Consider the following 17,516-nt stretch of genomic DNA (forward strand, 5'->3'; position numbering starts at 1 on the left):
GCAGGCGGAAAGGAGCCCATGGGCTCCTTTCCTTATCCCTTAGAACTGCAGGCCAGCTTCGCGAGCAGCGTCAGCCAGGGCCTTGATGCGGCCATGGTAACGGTAGCCCGAACGATCGAAGGCAACCTTCTCGATGCCGGCGGCCTTGGCGCGCTCTGCAACGATACGGCCGACCTTGGCAGCAGCTTCGGCGTTCTTGCCGCTCTTCAGGCCTTCCTTGACGTCGGCCTGGGTGGTGTTGGCAGCAGCCAGCACCGTGGAGCCGTCGGCGGTGAAGACCTGTGCGTACAGATGCTGACCGGTGCGCAGCACCGACAGACGGGCGACGCCGAGCACACGGATGTGGGCACGGGTCGACTTGGCGCGGCGCAGGCGGGCGATGTTCTTGTTCATGATTTTTTGTCCTGGAAAGCTGAAGGTTGGGCTTTTCCCCGGGGAGTCCGCACACGGAGGTGCGGGCTCCTGCAAGGAACTCGCGCTTACGCCTTCTTGGCTTCCTTGCGAATGATGACTTCGTCGGAGTACTTCACGCCCTTGCCCTTGTACGGTTCCGGCTTGCGGTACGCACGGATCTTGGCGGCAACTTCACCGACGATCTGCTTGTCAGCACCCTGCACCAGAATTTCGGTCTGCGTCGGGGTGGTGATGGTGATGCCTTCCGGCGCCACATACAGGATCGGATGCGAGTAACCGAGCGCCAGGCTCAGGTCCTTGCCCTGCATGGAAGCACGGTAACCGACGCCGACCAGCTCAAGCTTGCGCTCGAAGCCATCGGTGACGCCCTTGACCATATTGGCCAGGATCGCGCGGACGGTACCGGTCAGCGGCACGAGGGCTGCGTCTTCGGTGCTCAGGGTGGCAACGCCGTTCTCGACATTGATGGCAATGCCAGCCGGCTTGGCCAGCGACAGGGTGCCCTTCGGGCCCTTGGCGGTGACACTGTCGGACTGGACGTTCAACTCAACCTTACCCAGGTCGATCGGCTTCTTGGCTACACGGGACATGGTCTACTCCTTTCGCCTTAGGCCACGAAGCACAGGACTTCGCCGCCGACGCCCAACTGGCGCGCCTGCGCATCAGTCATGATGCCCTTGGAGGTGGAAATGATGGAAATACCCAGGCCGTTCATGACCTTCGGCAGCTCGCTCTTGCCACGGTACTGACGCAGACCCGAACGCGAGAAACGCTTCAGGGTCGCGATGACCGGCTTGCCTTCGAAATACTTCAGCACGATTTCGAGCTCGGACTTGTTGTTCTCGAGCGCGGTAACGCGCAGGTCGGTGATGTAACCCTCGTCCTTCAGGACCTGGGCGATCGCAACCTTGATCTTGGACGACGGTGCTTTCACCGTCTGCTTGCCAACCGCTGCCGCATTCTTGATGCGGACCAGCAGGTCGGCGATGGGATCAGTCATGCTCATATGAGTACCTTTGAGTGCACCGATATCCGCTTTCGCGAATTCTGTTTTTGTAGTCCTGGGATGGGCCAGGCCCCCTCCCCCGCAACCAGCGCAAGGCAAGACGCGGGATTATACGCCAAAAGAGCCCGACTTGCGTCGGGCTCTCTGGTTTTTTCTGCAGACGGGCGAACCCGCCTCGGCTGGACCTGCCCTCCCCGTTCAGGGAGGGCAGTCGCAGGACCGGCTGATTACCAGCTGGCCTTGCGCAGGCCCGGCACGTCGCCACGCATGGTGGCTTCGCGGAGCTTGTTACGGCCCAGGCCGAACTTGCTGTACACGCCACGCGGGCGGCCAGACAGTTCGCAACGGTTGCGATGGCGGCTCGGCGACGAATCGCGCGGCAGCTTCGACAACTTGGTGGAGGCTTCGATCTTCTCTTCGTAAGACGCGGTCGGCGAGGACACGATCTTCTTCAGAGCAGCGCGCTTGTCAGCGAACTTCTCAGCCAGCTTCTTCCGCTTGATGTCGCGGTTGACCATGGAGGTCTTTGCCATTTTCGGATATTCCTCGACGTATCAGTTACGGAACGGGAACTTGAACGCTGCCAGCAGCGCCTTCGCTTCCGCATCGGTCTTCGCCGTGGTGGTGATGGCGATATCCATACCGCGGATCGCATCGACAGCGTCGAAATCGATTTCCGGGAAGATGATCTGTTCCTTCACACCCATGTTGAAGTTGCCGCGACCGTCAAAGGAACGACCGGACACACCACGGAAGTCGCGCACGCGCGGCAGCGAGATGTTGATCAGGCGGTCCATGAACTCGTACATCTTTTCACGGCGCAGCGTGGTCTTGCAGCCGATCGGCCAACCATCGCGGATCTTGAACGACGCAACCGACACACGCGACTTGGTGATGACCGGCTTCTGGCCGGCAATCTTGGTCATGTCGCCGACGGCGTTTTCCAGGATCTTCTTGTTGGTCGCTGCTTCACCGACACCCATGTTCAGGGTGACTTTGACCAGCTTCGGCACTTCCATCGGATTCTTGTAGCCGAACTGCTTCATCAGCGCCGGGACTACTTCTTCCTTGTAAAACTTTTCGAGACGGGTATTCATCAGCGCATCCTCAGGCGTCGAGCGCCTCACCGCTGGAGCGGAACACACGCAGTTTGCGTCCATCCTCCAGCACCTTGAAGCCAACGCGCTCGCCCTTGCCCGTTGCCGGGTTGACGACGTTTACGTTGGAGATATGGATCGACGCTTCACGCTCGACCACGCCGCCGGCAACGCCTGCCTGCGGATTCGGCTTGGTGTGGCGCTTGACGATGTTCACGTTGGCGACGACCACACGGTCGCCGTCCACGCGGACGATTTCGCCCTGCTTACCCTTGTCCTTGCCAGCGGTGACGACAACCTGGTCGCCCTTCTTGATACGGTTAGCCATGATTATCTCCTGTCGCTCACAGCACTTCGGGAGCGAGCGAGACGATCTTCATGAACTTCTCCGAACGAAGTTCACGCGTCACCGGTCCGAAGATACGGGTGCCGATCGGCTCCTGCTTGTTGTTCAGCAGTACGGCAGCATTGCCGTCGAAGCGGATCAACGAACCGTCCGGACGACGAACACCCTTGCGGGTACGGACAACAACGGCGTCGTAAACTTCGCCCTTCTTGACCTTGCCGCGCGGAATCGCGTCTTTGACGGTGACCTTGATGATGTCACCAATGTGCGCATAACGGCGCTTGGAACCACCAAGCACCTTGATGCACATCAGTTCCTTGGCACCGGAATTGTCCGCGGCGTCAAGGTAGCTCTGCATCTGGATCATGAGTCAGATCTCCTTATTCAGCCGCACGCGTGATGACTTCCACCACGCGCCAGTTCTTGGTCTTGGACATCGGAGCAATTTCGGTCACGCGCACGACATCGCCTTCATTGCAGGCATTGTCGGCATCATGGGCGTGCAGCTTGGACGAGCGCTTGATGTACTTACCGTACAGCGGGTGCTTGACCTGGCGTTCCACCAGAATGGTGACCGTCTTGTCCATCTTGTTGCTGACGACACGGCCTTCGACCGTGCGCAGCGCTTTGTTTTCAGTGTTGTCGCTCATAGCGGCCATCCTTACTTGGTGCTGCCGAGCAGGGTCTTCGTGCGAGCAATCTCGCGACGGACCCGGCGGATATCGTGAGTCTTCGGCAGCTGGCCGGTGACCTGCTGCATACGGACAGAGAACTGTTCCTTACGCAGGTCGATCAGGTGGGCCTTCAGTTCGTCAGCCGACTTTTCACGGAGTTGTTTGAGGTCCATCAGCGCACCGTCCGGGTTACGAAAGTGGTGGTGACCGAGAGCTTGGCGGCGGCCAGGCGGAATGCCTCGCGTGCCACGTCTTCGGTAACACCCTCGATTTCATAGATCATGCGGCCGGGCTGGATCTGGGCCACCCAGTATTCCACGTTGCCCTTACCCGAACCCATTCGAACTTCGATGGGCTTCTTGGTGATGGGCTTGTCGGGGAACACACGGATCCACATCTTGCCACCGCGCTTGACGTAGCGGCTGATCGAGCGGCGGGCCGCTTCGATCTGACGCGCGGTCAGCTGACCGTGGGCGGTTGCCTTCAGGCCGTACTCGCCGAAGCTGACAGCGTTTGCGCTCCAGCTCAGGCCGTCGTTACGCCCCTTGTGTACCTTGCGGTATTTGGTTCGCTTGGGTTGCAACATTGTCGTTACCTCGCTTCACGAGCCGGGCGCTGACGGTCACCGCGGTCGCCGCGATCGTTACGATCGTTGCGCGGGGAGTCGTCCTGCTTTTCCTGGCCAACCTGGGAGAAATCGAAGACCTCGCCCTTGTAGATCCAGACCTTGATGCCGATGATGCCGTACGTCGTCTTGGCTTCAGCGAAGCCGTAGTCGATGTCGGCACGCAGCGTGTGCAGCGGCACGCGGCCTTCGCGGTACCACTCCGAACGGGCGATTTCTGCACCGTTCAAGCGGCCACCGACGTTGACCTTGATGCCCAGGGCACCGAGGCGCATCGCGTTGCCGACCGAGCGCTTCATTGCACGGCGGAACATGATGCGACGCTCAAGCTGCTGCGCGATGGACTCGGCAACCAGCTGTGCGTCCAGCTCGGGCTTGCGCACTTCAGTGACGTTGATGTGCGCCGGGACGCCCATCATCTCGCTCACTTCCTTGCGCAGCTTCTCGATGTCCTCACCACGCTTGCCGATCACCACGCCCGGACGGGCGGTGTGGATCGTCACGCGGGCGGTCTTGGCCGGACGCTCGATGAGGATCTTGCTGATGCCGGCCTGCGCAAGCTTCTTGCGCAGCATTTCCCGCACCTTCAGGTCGGCCGCCAGATAACCAGCGAACTCGCCCTTGTTGGCGTACCACTTGGAGTTCCAATCCTTGGAAATACCGAGGCGGATACCAATCGGATGAACTTTATGACCCATGGTCTTTTCCTTTCCGCTTACTTGCCGGCGCCCACAACCACAGTGATGTGGCTGGTGCGCTTGAGGATGCGGGTACCGCGGCCTTTCGCCCGCGCCATGAAACGCTTCAGGGTCGGACCTTCATCTACCATGATGGTCTGGACCTTCAGCTCGTCGACGTCAGCGCCCTGGTTGTTCTCGGCATTTGCAATAGCCGACTCCACCACCTTCTTGATCAGGTGTGCAGCCTTCTTGTCCGAGAACTTCAGCAGGTTGACCGCACGCTCGGCCGGCAGGCCGCGCACCTGGTCAGCGACCAGGCGGGCTTTCTGCGCAGAGATGCGCGCGGAGCGCAAAATGGCTTTCGCTTCCATTGTCATCTCTCCTTACTTGCCGGACTTCTTGTCACCACCGTGACCCTTGAAGGTCCGGGTGATGGCAAATTCGCCAAGCTTGTGGCCGACCATGTTCTCGTTGATGAGAACCGGGATGTGGTTTTTGCCGTTATGCACGGCAATGGTGACGCCTACCATGTCAGGCAGGATCATCGAACGACGCGACCAGGTCTTGATCGGACGCTTGCTACCCGCAGCGGCTGCCACCTTGACAACAAGGTGGTGATCGACAAACGGGCCCTTCTTGAGTGAACGTGCCATGGTCGATTAGCCCCTACGATCGCGGACGATGAACTGCTGAGTGCGCTTGTTATGGCGCGTCTTGTAACCCTTGGTCGGAACACCCCACGGGGTGACCGGATGCGGATTACCCTGGCCGGCCTTCGCCTCACCACCGCCGTGCGGATGGTCAACCGGGTTCATGGCTGCACCACGAACGGTCGGGCGGACACCGCGCCAGCGCTTGGCGCCAGCCTTGCCCAGCTTTTCCAGGTTGTGCTCGTCGTTACCGACTTCACCGATGGTGGCGCGGCACTCGACCGGCACCTTGCGCATTTCACCCGAGCGCAGGCGCAGGGTGGCGTAGATGCCTTCACGAGCGACGAGCTGCACGGCGGCGCCGGCGGCACGAGCGATCTGTGCACCTTTGCCCGGCTTCAGCTCGATGCCGTGAATGGTGGTACCGACCGGGATGTTGCGCAGCGGCAGCGTGTTGCCTGCCTTGATCGGCGCATCCGAGCCTGCAATCACCTGGTCACCGGCCTTCAGGCCCTTCGGTGCGATGATGTAGCGACGCTCACCGTCGACGTAGCACAGCAGGGCGATATGGGCAGTGCGGTTCGGATCGTATTCGATGCGTTCCACGCGTGCCGGAATGCCTTCCTTGTTGCGCTTGAAGTCGATGACGCGGTAGTGCTGCTTGTGACCACCACCAACGTGGCGGACCGTGATGCGGCCGTGGTGGTTACGACCACCCGACTTGCTCAACGGCTCCAGCAACGGTGCGTGCGGTGCGCCCTTGTGCAGATCGGGAGTAACCACGCGCACGGCCGAACGACGGCCGGGGGAAGTGGGTTTGAATTTCATCAATGGCATGGGATGGACCTCAGGCCTTGGCCGTTACATCGATGGACTGGCCATCGGCCAGGCGCACGTACGCCTTGCGCCAATCGCCACGGCGGCCAGCGCGGTTACGGAAGGACTTGTTCTTGCCCTTGACGTTCAGCACGTTGACGGCCTCGACCTTGACGTCGAACAGCTGCTCTACCGCGGCCTTTACATCGGCCTTGGTGGCTTCGTTCGAAATCTCGAAGACATACTGGTTGGAAAGTTCCTGCAGGCGCGCGGTCTTTTCAGAGACTCGCGGAGCGCGCAGCACGCTGAAGATTTTCTCGTTGCTGCTCATGCCAGCCACTCCTCGACCTTCTTGACCGCATCAGCGGTAATGATGACCGTATCGGCACCGACCAGCGACACCGGGTCCAGACCCTGCACGTCACGCACTTCCACGTAGGGAATGTTGCGCGCCGACAGGTACAGGTGCTCGGAGGCTTCTTCAGTGACGATCAGCGGGCGCTTGCCCACTTCCAGGCCGGCCAGCTTGGCGATCAACGACTTCGTGTTGGTCGCTTCGACATCGAAGGCCTCCACGATCGTCAAACGGCCCTGACGGTTCAGCTCGGACAGGATCGCGCACATGGCGGCACGGTACTGCTTACGGTTGACCTTCTGCTCGAAGCTACGCGGCTTGGCCGCGAAGGTGACACCACCGCCGATGAAGATCGGAGCCGTCAGCGCGCCATGACGCGCACCGCCGCCCTTCTGCTTCTTCGACTTCTTCGTGGTACCAGCCACTTCAGAACGCGTTTTCTGCGCCTTGGTACCTGCGCGACCGGCGTTGCGATAAGCGACGACAACCTGGTGGACCAGATCACCGCAGAAATCGCGACCGAACACGGCATCGGAGACCGAGACCTTGTTATTGCTACCCGTGATAACGAGTTCCATCGTCATCTCTCCTTATGCCTTGCTCGCCGGACGGACGATCACGTCGCCACCCGCCGCGCCAGGAACGGCGCCGCGAACCGCGATCAGACCGCGCTCGACGTCGACCTTGACAACTTCCAGATTCAGGGTGCTCTGCTGCACGGAACCCATGTGACCGGACATCTTCTTGCCCGGAAACACGCGACCCGGCGTCTGGCGCTGGCCCAGTGAACCCGGCGCGCGATGCGACAGCGAGTTACCGTGGGTAGCGTCACCCATGCGGAAGTTGTAGCGCTTGATGGTGCCCTGGAAGCCCTTGCCCTTGGTGACACCCTGGACGTCGACGATCTGGCCGACTTCAAAGATGTCCGCCTTGACTTCGCCGCCAACGGCGAAATCGCCGAGCTGCGCGTCTTCAACGCGGAATTCCCACAGGCCACGGCCCGCTTCCACTTTCGCCTTGGCGAAGTGGCCGGCTTCCGGCTTGTTGACCAGGGCAGCGCGACGCGCGCCGACGGTCACCTGCACGGCGCTGTAGCCGTCAGCTTCGACGGTCTTGATCTGCGCGATGCGGTTCGGGGAGGCTTCAATCAGGGTCACCGGGATGGACTGGCCATCTTCAGTGAAAACGCGGCTCATGCCAGCCTTGCGGCCCACGAAGCCCAACGAATATTTCTTCGTCATGGTCGTAGTCCTCAGGTCAGCTTGATCTGAACGTCGACGCCGGCAGCCAGTTCGAGCTTCATCAGCGCGTCCACGGTCTTGTCGTTCGGATCAACGATATCGAGCACGCGCTTGTGCGTGCGGGTCTCGTACTGGTCACGCGCGTCTTTGTCGACGTGCGGGGAGACGAGGATGGTGTAGCGTTCAATCTTGGTCGGCAGCGGGATCGGGCCACGCACTTGCGCGCCGGTCCGCTTTGCCGTTTCTACGATCTCGCTGGCCGAACGGTCGATCAAACGATGATCGAACGCCTTCAGCCGGATACGGATCTTTTGGTCCGCCATGACGGTGGTTCCTTCGTTAAAAGAGCGACGAGCCAGGCCTCTGGGTTGCCTAGCCCCGTGAATATCCTGAATACAGACGGCCCGCACTCCTGCAGGCCGACAAGGTCAATCCATTAACCTCAAAAACGTAGGCAGGTCGGTTTCCCGGCCTGCCCAGACGTAGAAGCATAGCGCACATACAAAAAGCCTGTCAACACAGTGTGTTGACAAAGCCTGAATGGCGCGACCGATCCTGGTCCGGGGAACACGAAACACGTCCTGTGTTTCTTTTCCCTTTTAAAAGCGCCCCGATGCCCTACCCAGGCAACATCGGGGCGCAAAGTCTAACAGATTACTTGATGATCTTCGACACCACGCCGGCGCCGACGGTACGGCCGCCTTCGCGGATCGCGAAACGCAGGCCTTCGTCCATTGCCACCGGGTTGATCAGGGTGACAACCATCTTCACGTTGTCGCCCGGCATCACCATCTCGACACCTTCCGGCAGCTTGGCAGCACCGGTGATGTCCGTGGTACGGAAGTAGAACTGCGGACGGTAGCCGTTGAAGAACGGGGTGTGACGGCCGCCCTCATCCTTCGACAGCACGTACACTTCGCCTTCGAACTCGGTGTGCGGCTTGATCGAACCCGGCTTGCAGAGGACCTGGCCACGCTCGACGTCGTCACGCTTGGTGCCGCGCAGCAGCAGACCGGCGTTGTCGCCTGCCTGACCCTGGTCGAGCAGCTTGCGGAACATTTCCACGCCGGTCACGGTGGTCTTGACGGTGTCGCGGATACCGACGATTTCGATTTCTTCGCCGACCTTGATCACGCCACGCTCGATACGACCGGTCACCACGGTGCCGCGGCCCGAGATCGAGAACACGTCTTCCACCGGCATCAGGAACGGCTTGTCGACAGCGCGCTCCGGCATCGGGATCCAGGTGTCCAGCGCCTCGACCAGCTTGATGACAGCCGGCACACCGATGTCGCTCTGGTCGCCTTCCAGCGCCAGACGCGCCGAACCGGCGATGATCGGGGTGTCGTCGCCCGGGAAGTCGTACTTGCTCAGCAGCTCGCGCACTTCCATTTCCACCAGCTCAAGCAGCTCGGCGTCATCGACCATGTCTGCCTTGTTCAGGAAGACGACGATGTACGGCACGCCAACCTGACGCGACAGCAGGATGTGCTCGCGGGTCTGCGGCATCGGGCCGTCAGCAGCGGAACAGACCAGGATCGCGCCGTCCATCTGCGCTGCACCGGTGATCATGTTCTTGACGTAGTCAGCATGGCCCGGGCAATCAACGTGGGCGTAGTGACGCTCGGTGGATTCGTATTCGACGTGTGCGGTCGAGATCGTGATGCCACGTGCCTTTTCTTCCGGCGCGGCGTCGATCGAGGAGTAATCCTTGAACTCGCCACCGAAGCGCTCGGCACCGATCTTGGTCAGTGCAGCGGTCAGCGTGGTCTTGCCGTGATCGACGTGACCGATGGTGCCGACGTTGACGTGCGGCTTGGTGCGCTCGAACTTACCCTTTGCCATTTCTATCTACCTTTTAGTTTCTAAAGTGGTTGGGAGGACCTGAGCTTACGCTCAGGCCTTCTTCATGACTTCGTCGGCGATGTTGGTCGGCGCCGGCTCGTAGTGATCGAATTCCATCGTGAACGTGGCGCGGCCCTGGGTCTGCGAACGCAGCGAGGTGGCGTAGCCAAACATCTCGCCCAGCGGAATCATCGCATTGATGATTTCGGCCGAACCGTCACCGGTCATGCTCGAACCCTGCAGCATGCCACGACGACGGCTGACGTCGCCCATCACGTCACCCTGGTAATCGCTCGGGGTCACGATCTCGACCTTCATGATCGGCTCCAGCAGGACCGGCTTGGCCTTGCGGAAACCTTCCTTGAACGCCATCGAGGAAGCCAGCTTGAACGCCATTTCCGAGGAGTCGACGTCATGGTACGAGCCGAACACCAGCTTGACCTTGACATCCACGACCGGGAAGCCAGCCAGCGGACCGCTGGTGATGGTTTCGCGCAGGCCCTTTTCTACCGACGGAATGAATTCCTTCGGGATCACGCCGCCGGCGATGTCATTGATGAAGAGGAAATCATCCTTGATCGCAGCGGACAGCTTCGGATCGGCACGATCGGCAGCGGTGATCGGCGACAGCTCGATCACGACGTGACCGTACTGACCCTTACCACCGGACTGCTTGGCGTGCTTGTAGTCCGACTTGACGTCGGCCAGGGTGATCGTTTCGCGGTAAGCCACCTGCGGCTTGCCGACGTTGGCTTCAACGTTGAACTCGCGCTTCATGCGGTCAACGATGATGTCCAGGTGCAGCTCACCCATGCCCGAGATGATCGTCTGGCCGGATTCCTGGTCGGTCTTGACGCGGAACGACGGATCTTCCTGGGCCAGACGGCCGAGGGCGAGACCCATCTTTTCCTGGTCGGACTTGGTCTTCGGTTCGACGGCCATCGAGATGACCGGCTCCGGGAACACCATGCGCTCCAGGATGATCGGATGCTCCTGCGAGCACAGCGTGTCACCGGTCGTGGTGTCCTTCAGACCCACGGCAGCGGCGATGTCACCGGCCAGCACTTCCTTGATCTCTTCGCGATCGTTGGAATGCATCTGCAGGATGCGGCCGATGCGCTCCTTCTTGCCCTTCACCGAGTTCAGCAGCTGGTCGCCAGCATTCAGCGTGCCCGAGTAGACACGGAAGAAGGTCAGCGCGCCGACGAACGGATCGGTGATGATCTTGAAGGCCAGCGCCGAGAAGGGCGCCTTGTCATCGGACTTGCGGCTCAGTGCGACGGTTTCGTCGTCCACGTCGGTACCGGTCACGTCCGGCACGTCGATCGGCGACGGCAGCAGCTGCACCACGCCGTCCAGCATGGCCTGCACGCCCTTGTTCTTGAAGGCCGAACCGCAGTACATCGGCACGATGTCGGTGGCCAGGGTGCGCACGCGCAGGGCCTCCACGATCTCGGCCTCGGTCAGCTCTTCGCCGCCCAGGTACTTTTCCATCAGCTCTTCGCTGGCTTCAGCCGCAGCTTCGATCATGAAGACGCGGGCTTCATCAGCCTCTGCCTGCATGTCGGCCGGGATTTCCAGGTACTCGAACTTCATACCCTGGGACGCTTCATCCCAATGGATGGCCTTCATCTTGATGAGGTCGACCACGCCCTTGAAGTTTTCTTCAGCGCCGATCGGCAGCTGCATCGGCACGGCAACCGCACCCAGCTTCGCCTTCAGCTGGCCAACGACCTTGGTGAAGTTCGCGCCGGTGCGGTCCATCTTGTTGACGAACGCAATGCGCGGCACCTTGTACCGGTTGGCCTGACGCCACACGGTTTCGGACTGCGGCTGTACGCCACCAACGGCACACAGCACGAACACTGCACCATCGAGCACGCGCAGCGAGCGCTCGACTTCGATGGTGAAGTCAACGTGTCCGGGGGTATCGATGATGTTGAAACGATGCTCCGGCAGGGACTTGTCCATGCCCTTCCAGAACGCAGTGGTAGCAGCGGACTGGATCGTGATGCCACGCTCCTGCTCCTGCTCCATCCAGTCCATGGTGGCAGCGCCGTCATGCACTTCACCGATCTTGTGGCTCTTGCCGGTGTAGAACAGGATGCGCTCGGACGTGGTGGTCTTGCCGGCATCGATGTGAGCCATGATGCCGAAGTTACGGTAACGCTCGATGGGAGTGTTGCGGGCCACGGGGAGCCTCTCGATTTCTTGGATTTCGGATGGCCGAACGCCGCCTTTCGGCGGCCTTCGGATTGGCGCGACCCTTCCGGGGTCGCGGGGCAGCACTCAGATGGTGCTGCCCTGCCTGTTTTACAAGGCCGTCAAACTCACCAGCGGTAGTGCGCGAACGCCTTGTTGGCTTCGGCCATACGGTGGGTTTCTTCGCGCTTCTTGATCGCGCCGCCACGGTTTTCCGAGGCATCCAGCAGCTCGGCCGCCAGCTTCTTCGGCATGGTGTTCTCACCACGCTTGCGCGCGGAGTCGATCAGCCAACGCATGGCCAGTGCCATCTTGCGCGACGAACGCACTTCGACCGGCACCTGGTAGGTGGCACCACCGACACGGCGGGACTTGACCTCGACCGACGGAGCGACGTTTTCCAGCGCCTTCTGCACCAGTTCCACCGTATTGGCGGCGGCGTTCTTTTCGCTGATGACGTCCATCGCGCCGTAGACGATCTTCTCGGCTACGGACTTCTTGCCGCTCAACATCACCATGTTGATGAAGCGGGCGATGGTTTCACTTCCGTGCTTGGGATCGGGCAGGACGGAACGCTGCGGAGTATTACCTTTACGCGACATGTGCTCTCTCCTTATGCCTTCGGACGCTTGGCGCCGTACTTCGAACGGGCCTGGCGACGCTTGGCGACACCGGAGGCATCGAGCGAACCGCGAACAGTGTGGTAACGCACACCCGGCAGATCCTTGACGCGACCGCCGCGGATCAGGACCACGGAGTGCTCCTGCAGGTTGTGGCCTTCACCACCGATGTAGCTGATGACCTCTTCCTGGTTGGTCAGGCGGACCTTGGCAACCTTGCGGAGGGCCGAGTTCGGCTTCTTCGGGGTGGTGGTATAGACGCGCGTGCAGACGCCACGGCGCTGCGGGCACTTCTCGAGCGCCGGCGAGGCACTCTTGTAGGTGGTAGCTTGCCGCGGCTTGCGGACCAGCTGGTTGATCGTCGCCATCAGTAGGTTCTTCTGATTGGGGCCAGTAAAAACTGACCAGAGATGCGGAAATGTTAAAGCAGGCCTGAAAACGGGCCTGCTGAGACAGACGATTGTAGCAACCTGTCAGAAACGCAGTCAAACGCGCTCCTGTCAAGCCCTCCCTGATCCAGGGAAGTTACCGGGGGGCCTCCATGTACCCCGTTCAGACTGGCAGGCGAAACCCGAAGGCCTCGCCTGCCCTTTTCCGTGCCCACCCCCGAGGGGGCGGACCGTGTTTCTTACTCTTCCCCCGAAGCCTGTTCAGCTTCGACGGCGGCCACCGGAGCCGGCGCCGGAGCAGCCGGTTCTGCGGCTGCAGCGGCCGGCGTACCGGTCAGCGTCAGCATCTCCGAATCGGTCAGGCCGGTAGCGCCGCGACGGCGGTTGGCGTGATAGGACAGGCCGGTACCGGCCGGAATCAGGCGACCGACGATGACGTTTTCCTTCAGGCCGCGCAGGTTGTCCTTGGTGCCGCGAACAGCGGCTTCGGTCAACACGCGGGTGGTTTCCTGGAAGGACGCCGCCGAGATGAACGATTCGGTTGCCAGCGAAGCCTTGGTGATGCCCAGCAGGACCGGATCGTACTGGGCCGGCAGTTCGGTACGGGCACCGAGGCGTGCATTCTCCTCGATAACGCGCTGACGTTCCACCTGTTCGCCATTCAGGAACTTGCTGTTGCCCTGGTCGGTGATCTCGACCTTGCGCAGCATCTGGCGGGTGATCACCTCGATGTGCTTGTCGTTGATCTTCACGCCCTGCAGGCGGTACACGTCCTGGATTTCCTTGACCAGGTAGGCAGCCAGCGGTTCGACACCCAGCAGACGCAGGATGTCCTGCGGGCTCGGCTCGCCGTCCACGATGGTTTCGCCCTTGGTCACGTGCTCGCCTTCGAACACGATCACCTGGCGGTACTTCGGAATCAGCTCTTCGTGTTCCGTCCCGTCAGTGTCCTTGATGATCAGACGCTGCTTGCCCTTGGTGTCCTTGCCGAAGCTGATGATGCCCGAACGCTCGGCCAGCACGGCCGGATCCTTCGGCTTGCGGGCTTCGAACAGATCGGCCACGCGCGGCAGACCACCGGTGATGTCGCGGGTCTTGGACGCTTCCTGCGGGATCTTGGCGACCACGTCGCCCACGCCGACGGCGGCGCCGTCCTGCAGGTTGACGATGGAGCGCGGCGGCAGCAGGTACTGGGCCGGCATGTCGGTGCCCGGGATCAGCAGGTCGGCGCCCTTGGCGTCGACGATGCGGATCAGCGGACGCAGATCCTTGCCCATCGAACCGCGACGCTTCGGATCGGTGATCTCGCGCGAGGCAAGGCCGGTCAGTTCGTCGGTCTTTTCGATGACGGTGATGCCATCGACAAAGTCGATGAAGCGCAGGAAACCGGCCACTTCCGAAACGATCGGGTGGTTATGCGGATCCCAGTTCGCCACGGTCTGGCCAGCCTTGACCGAGTCGCCATCCTTGGAGGCGATCATCGAGCCGTAGGGCAGCTTGTAACGCTCGCGCTCGCGGCCATGGGCATCGAGCACCGAGATTTCGCCCGAGCGGGACACCGCCACCAGCGAACCGTTGGCATGCGACACCGACTTCAGGTTGTTGAACTTCACCGAACCGGTGGTCTTCACCGTGATGTTGTCCACTGCTGCCGCACGCGATGCCGCACCACCGATGTGGAACGTACGCATGGTCAGCTGGGTGCCCGGCTCACCGATCGACTGCGCGGCGATGACGCCGACCGCTTCACCGATGTTGACGATGTGGCCACGCGCCAGGTCACGACCGTAGCAACGGCCGCAGACACCGAACGGCGAGGCGCACGAGATCGTCGAGCGCACCTTGATGCTCTGCACGCCGGCATCTTCCAGCTTGGCCACCCAGGCTTCGTCGAGCAGCGTGTTGCGGGTGACGATCGGATCTTCGTCGTTGCCCGGCAGGAACACGTCCTCGGCGACGACACGACCCAGCACGCGGTCCTTCAACGGCTCCACGACATCGCCGCCTTCCACGATCGGCGTCATGGTCAGGCCTTCAGTGGTACCGCAATCCACCTCGGTGATCACCACGTCCTGCGCGACGTCCACCAGACGACGGGTCAGGTAACCCGAGTTGGCGGTCTTCAGCGCGGTATCGGCCAGACCCTTACGGGCACCGTGGGTGGAGTTGAAGTACTCCTGCACGTTCAGGCCTTCACGGAAGTTCGCCTTGATGGGCGTTTCGATGATCGAGCCATCCGGACGCGCCATCAGGCCACGCATACCGGCCAGCTGGCGGATCTGCGCCTGCGAACCACGTGCACCGGAGTCGGCCATGATGTACAGCGAGTTCATCGACTTCTGGTCGATGATGTCACCGTTGGAATCGGTGACCTTCTCGGTACCGATGGTGTCCATCATCGCCTTGGCGATGCGTTCGTTGGTGCGCGACCAGATGTCGACCACCTTGTTGTAGCGCTCACCGGCGGTGACCAGGCCCGACTGGTACTGCTCCTGGATTTCCAGCACTTCGGCTTCGGCCTCGGTGAGGATGCCGCGCTTCTCGTCCGGGATCAGCATGTCGTCGATACCGATCGACACACCCGCACGGGTTGCGTAGGCAAAGCCGGTGTACATCAGCTTGTCGGCGAACACGACCGTGTCCTTCAAGCCCAGCTGACGGTAGCTGGAGTTGATCAGGCGGCTGATGTTCTTCTTGGTCAGCTCGGTGTTGGCCAGCGCGAACGGCAGGCCTTCCGGCAGGATTTCAGCCAGCAGGGCGCGACCGATCGTGGTTTCCACGATCGAGGTCTTGTTCTGCTTGTTGCCTTCCTCGTCGGTCACCACTTCAGTGATGCGGACCTTGACGCGCGCATGCAGTTCCACCACGCGGTTGTCGTAGGCACGCTTGACTTCGGCGATGTTGGCGAAGGCCATGCCCTCGCCCTTCTTGTTCACCAGCGAGCGGGTCATGTAATACAGACCCAGCACGACGTCCTGCGACGGCACGATGATCGGCTCGCCGTTGGCCGGCGACAGGATGTTGTTGGTGGACATCATCAGCGCACGCGCTTCCAGCTGGGCTTCCAGCGAGAGCGGCACGTGGACGGCCATCTGGTCACCGTCGAAGTCGGCGTTGAACGCGGTGCAGACCAGCGGATGCAGCTGGATGGCCTTGCCTTCGATCAGCACTGGCTCGAACGCCTGGATGCCCAGACGATGCAGGGTCGGCGCACGGTTCAGCATCACCGGATGTTCGCGGATGACCTCTTCCAGGATGTCCCAGACTTCGGCTTCTTCGCGCTCGACCAGCTTCTTGGCGGCTTTGATGGTGGTGGCCAGGCCACGACGCTGCAGCTTGGCGAAGACGAACGGCTTGAACAGCTCGAGCGCCATCTTCTTCGGCAGGCCGCACTGGTGCAGGCGCAGGTACGGGCCGACCACGATGACCGAACGGCCCGAGTAGTCGACGCGCTTGCCCAGCAGGTTCTGGCGGAAGCGACCCTGCTTGCCCTTGATCATGTCGGCCAGCGACTTCAGCGGGCGCTTGTTGGTGCCAGTGATGGCGCGGCCGCGACGGCCGTTGTCCAGCAGCGCATCGACCGATTCCTGCAGCATGCGCTTTTCATTGCGCACGATGATGTCCGGCGCGCTCAGTTCCAGCAGGCGACGCAGGCGGTTGTTGCGGTTGATGACGCGGCGGTACAGGTCGTTCAGGTCGGAGGTCGCGAAGCGGCCACCGTCCAGCGGCACCAGCGGACGCAGGTCCGGCGGCAGCACCGGCAGCACGGTCATCACCATCCACTCCGGACGGTTGCCCGATTCCAGGAAGGCTTCGATCAGCTTGATGCGCTTGGTGAGGCGCTTGAGCTTGGTTTCCGAACCGGTGCTGGCGATCTCTTCGCGCAGGCGGGTCATTTCCGACTGCAGGTCGATCGTGCGCAGCAGCTCGTAGACGGCCTCGGCGCCCATGGCGGCGTCGAAGTCATCACCGTGCTCCTGACGCGCGGTCAGGTACTGCTCTTCGGTCAGCAGCTGGCGGCGCTCCAGGGCGGTCAGGCCCGGCTCGGTCACCACGTAGGCTTCGAAGTACAGCACGCGCTCGATGTCACGCAGGGTCATGTCCAGCATCAGGCCGATGCGCGACGGCAGCGACTTGAGGAACCAGATGTGCGCGACCGGCGACGCCAGGTCGATGTGGCCCATGCGCTCGCGGCGCACCTTGGCCAGGGTCACTTCGGTGCCGCACTTCTCGCAGACCACACCACGGTGCTTCATGCGCTTGTACTTGCCGCACAGGCACTCGTAGTCCTTGACCGGTCCGAAGATGGCGGCGCAGAACAGGCCGTCACGCTCCGGCTTGAAGGTACGGTAGTTGATCGTTTCCGGCTTCTTCACTTCGCCGAACGACCACGAACGGATCAGGTCGGGCGAAGCCAGCGCGATCTTGATCGCGTCGAAGTCCAGCGTCTGGCGCTGCTGGTTGAAGAGGTTGAGCAGGTCTTTCATGGTGTTCTCCAGAAGGAGGAATGCTGTGTCGATGGGCTGTCAGGAGCGAAGCGGCGGCGCTGCTGCCGG

General features: G+C 61.6%; 23 protein-coding genes. All 23 read right to left on the reverse strand.

Annotated features, from left to right (window positions below):
- Positions 1–39: 39 nt before the first annotated feature.
- Positions 40–393, reverse strand: a complete 354-nt coding sequence (gene rplR, locus ABRP17_RS05205) for a 50S ribosomal protein L18 (RefSeq protein WP_188324945.1) — start codon at positions 391–393, stop codon at positions 40–42.
- A gap of 86 nt (positions 394–479) precedes the next feature.
- Positions 480–1,004, reverse strand: coding sequence for a 50S ribosomal protein L6 (gene rplF, locus ABRP17_RS05210; protein ID WP_188324946.1), 525 nt, complete (start codon positions 1,002–1,004; stop codon positions 480–482).
- A 17-nt stretch (positions 1,005–1,021) separates the two neighbouring features.
- Positions 1,022–1,420: a 30S ribosomal protein S8 gene (gene rpsH, locus ABRP17_RS05215; RefSeq protein WP_004145387.1), complete on the reverse strand. Its 399-nt coding sequence runs from the start codon at positions 1,418–1,420 to the stop codon at positions 1,022–1,024.
- A 227-nt stretch (positions 1,421–1,647) separates the two neighbouring features.
- A complete protein-coding gene (rpsN, locus tag ABRP17_RS05220; RefSeq protein ID WP_188324947.1) occupies positions 1,648–1,953 on the reverse strand; it encodes a 30S ribosomal protein S14 in 306 nt (101 codons plus the stop codon).
- Between the two features lie 21 nt (positions 1,954–1,974).
- Positions 1,975–2,517: a 50S ribosomal protein L5 gene (rplE, locus tag ABRP17_RS05225; protein ID WP_188324948.1), complete on the reverse strand. Its 543-nt coding sequence runs from the start codon at positions 2,515–2,517 to the stop codon at positions 1,975–1,977.
- 10 nt (positions 2,518–2,527) lie between these two features.
- Positions 2,528–2,845 (reverse strand): 50S ribosomal protein L24, encoded by a 318-nt coding sequence (rplX, locus tag ABRP17_RS05230; RefSeq protein ID WP_188324949.1) that lies wholly within the window; start codon positions 2,843–2,845, stop codon positions 2,528–2,530.
- A gap of 16 nt (positions 2,846–2,861) precedes the next feature.
- Positions 2,862–3,230 (reverse strand): 50S ribosomal protein L14, encoded by a 369-nt coding sequence (gene rplN / locus ABRP17_RS05235; RefSeq protein ID WP_042614221.1) that lies wholly within the window; start codon positions 3,228–3,230, stop codon positions 2,862–2,864.
- Positions 3,231–3,243: 13 nt separating this feature from the next.
- Entirely contained in the window at positions 3,244–3,513 is a 270-nt protein-coding gene (gene rpsQ, locus ABRP17_RS05240; RefSeq protein ID WP_188324950.1) for a 30S ribosomal protein S17, read from the reverse strand.
- Between the two features lie 11 nt (positions 3,514–3,524).
- Positions 3,525–3,710 carry a 50S ribosomal protein L29 gene (gene rpmC, locus ABRP17_RS05245; protein ID WP_101098576.1) on the reverse strand — a complete coding sequence of 62 codons (186 nt, stop codon included), beginning with the start codon at positions 3,708–3,710 and terminating at the stop codon, positions 3,525–3,527.
- Complete coding sequence (gene rplP, locus ABRP17_RS05250; RefSeq protein WP_042614224.1) at positions 3,710–4,123, reverse strand: 50S ribosomal protein L16; 414 nt, start codon at positions 4,121–4,123, stop codon at positions 3,710–3,712. The genes rpmC and rplP overlap by 1 nt, the downstream gene beginning before the upstream one ends.
- A 5-nt stretch (positions 4,124–4,128) precedes the next feature.
- Complete coding sequence (gene rpsC / locus ABRP17_RS05255; RefSeq protein WP_038690288.1) at positions 4,129–4,860, reverse strand: 30S ribosomal protein S3; 732 nt, start codon at positions 4,858–4,860, stop codon at positions 4,129–4,131.
- A 17-nt stretch (positions 4,861–4,877) separates the two neighbouring features.
- Positions 4,878–5,213, reverse strand: a complete 336-nt coding sequence (gene rplV, locus ABRP17_RS05260; protein WP_017355410.1) for a 50S ribosomal protein L22 — start codon at positions 5,211–5,213, stop codon at positions 4,878–4,880.
- Positions 5,214–5,225: 12 nt separating this feature from the next.
- Complete coding sequence (gene rpsS, locus ABRP17_RS05265) at positions 5,226–5,495, reverse strand: 30S ribosomal protein S19 (RefSeq protein WP_188324951.1); 270 nt, start codon at positions 5,493–5,495, stop codon at positions 5,226–5,228.
- A 6-nt stretch (positions 5,496–5,501) separates the two neighbouring features.
- The gene (gene rplB, locus ABRP17_RS05270) at positions 5,502–6,329 is read right to left on the reverse strand and encodes a 50S ribosomal protein L2 (RefSeq protein ID WP_188324952.1); all 828 of its coding nucleotides are present in this window, start codon (positions 6,327–6,329) and stop codon (positions 5,502–5,504) included.
- 10 nt (positions 6,330–6,339) lie between these two features.
- The gene (gene rplW / locus ABRP17_RS05275) at positions 6,340–6,639 is read right to left on the reverse strand and encodes a 50S ribosomal protein L23 (RefSeq protein WP_042614228.1); all 300 of its coding nucleotides are present in this window, start codon (positions 6,637–6,639) and stop codon (positions 6,340–6,342) included.
- The gene (gene rplD, locus ABRP17_RS05280; RefSeq protein ID WP_188324953.1) at positions 6,636–7,241 is read right to left on the reverse strand and encodes a 50S ribosomal protein L4; all 606 of its coding nucleotides are present in this window, start codon (positions 7,239–7,241) and stop codon (positions 6,636–6,638) included. The genes rplW and rplD overlap by 4 nt, the downstream gene beginning before the upstream one ends.
- A gap of 12 nt (positions 7,242–7,253) precedes the next feature.
- A complete protein-coding gene (rplC, locus tag ABRP17_RS05285; protein WP_188324954.1) occupies positions 7,254–7,904 on the reverse strand; it encodes a 50S ribosomal protein L3 in 651 nt (216 codons plus the stop codon).
- Between the two features lie 11 nt (positions 7,905–7,915).
- Positions 7,916–8,227 (reverse strand): 30S ribosomal protein S10, encoded by a 312-nt coding sequence (rpsJ, locus tag ABRP17_RS05290; protein WP_010341589.1) that lies wholly within the window; start codon positions 8,225–8,227, stop codon positions 7,916–7,918.
- Between the two features lie 331 nt (positions 8,228–8,558).
- Positions 8,559–9,749, reverse strand: a complete 1,191-nt coding sequence (tuf, locus tag ABRP17_RS05295) for an elongation factor Tu (RefSeq protein ID WP_188324955.1) — start codon at positions 9,747–9,749, stop codon at positions 8,559–8,561.
- Positions 9,750–9,800: 51 nt separating this feature from the next.
- Positions 9,801–11,942, reverse strand: coding sequence for an elongation factor G (gene fusA / locus ABRP17_RS05300; RefSeq protein ID WP_188324956.1), 2,142 nt, complete (start codon positions 11,940–11,942; stop codon positions 9,801–9,803).
- A gap of 137 nt (positions 11,943–12,079) precedes the next feature.
- Positions 12,080–12,553 carry a 30S ribosomal protein S7 gene (rpsG, locus tag ABRP17_RS05305; RefSeq protein ID WP_188324957.1) on the reverse strand — a complete coding sequence of 158 codons (474 nt, stop codon included), beginning with the start codon at positions 12,551–12,553 and terminating at the stop codon, positions 12,080–12,082.
- Between the two features lie 11 nt (positions 12,554–12,564).
- Positions 12,565–12,939, reverse strand: coding sequence for a 30S ribosomal protein S12 (gene rpsL, locus ABRP17_RS05310; protein ID WP_042615316.1), 375 nt, complete (start codon positions 12,937–12,939; stop codon positions 12,565–12,567).
- 260 nt (positions 12,940–13,199) lie between these two features.
- Positions 13,200–17,447, reverse strand: a complete 4,248-nt coding sequence (rpoC, locus tag ABRP17_RS05315; RefSeq protein WP_349985764.1) for a DNA-directed RNA polymerase subunit beta' — start codon at positions 17,445–17,447, stop codon at positions 13,200–13,202.
- Positions 17,448–17,516 lie beyond the last annotated feature (69 nt).

Origin of the sequence: Stenotrophomonas sp. WHRI 8082 (assembly GCF_040223995.2) — a bacterium.
Taxonomy (GTDB): domain Bacteria; phylum Pseudomonadota; class Gammaproteobacteria; order Xanthomonadales; family Xanthomonadaceae; genus Stenotrophomonas.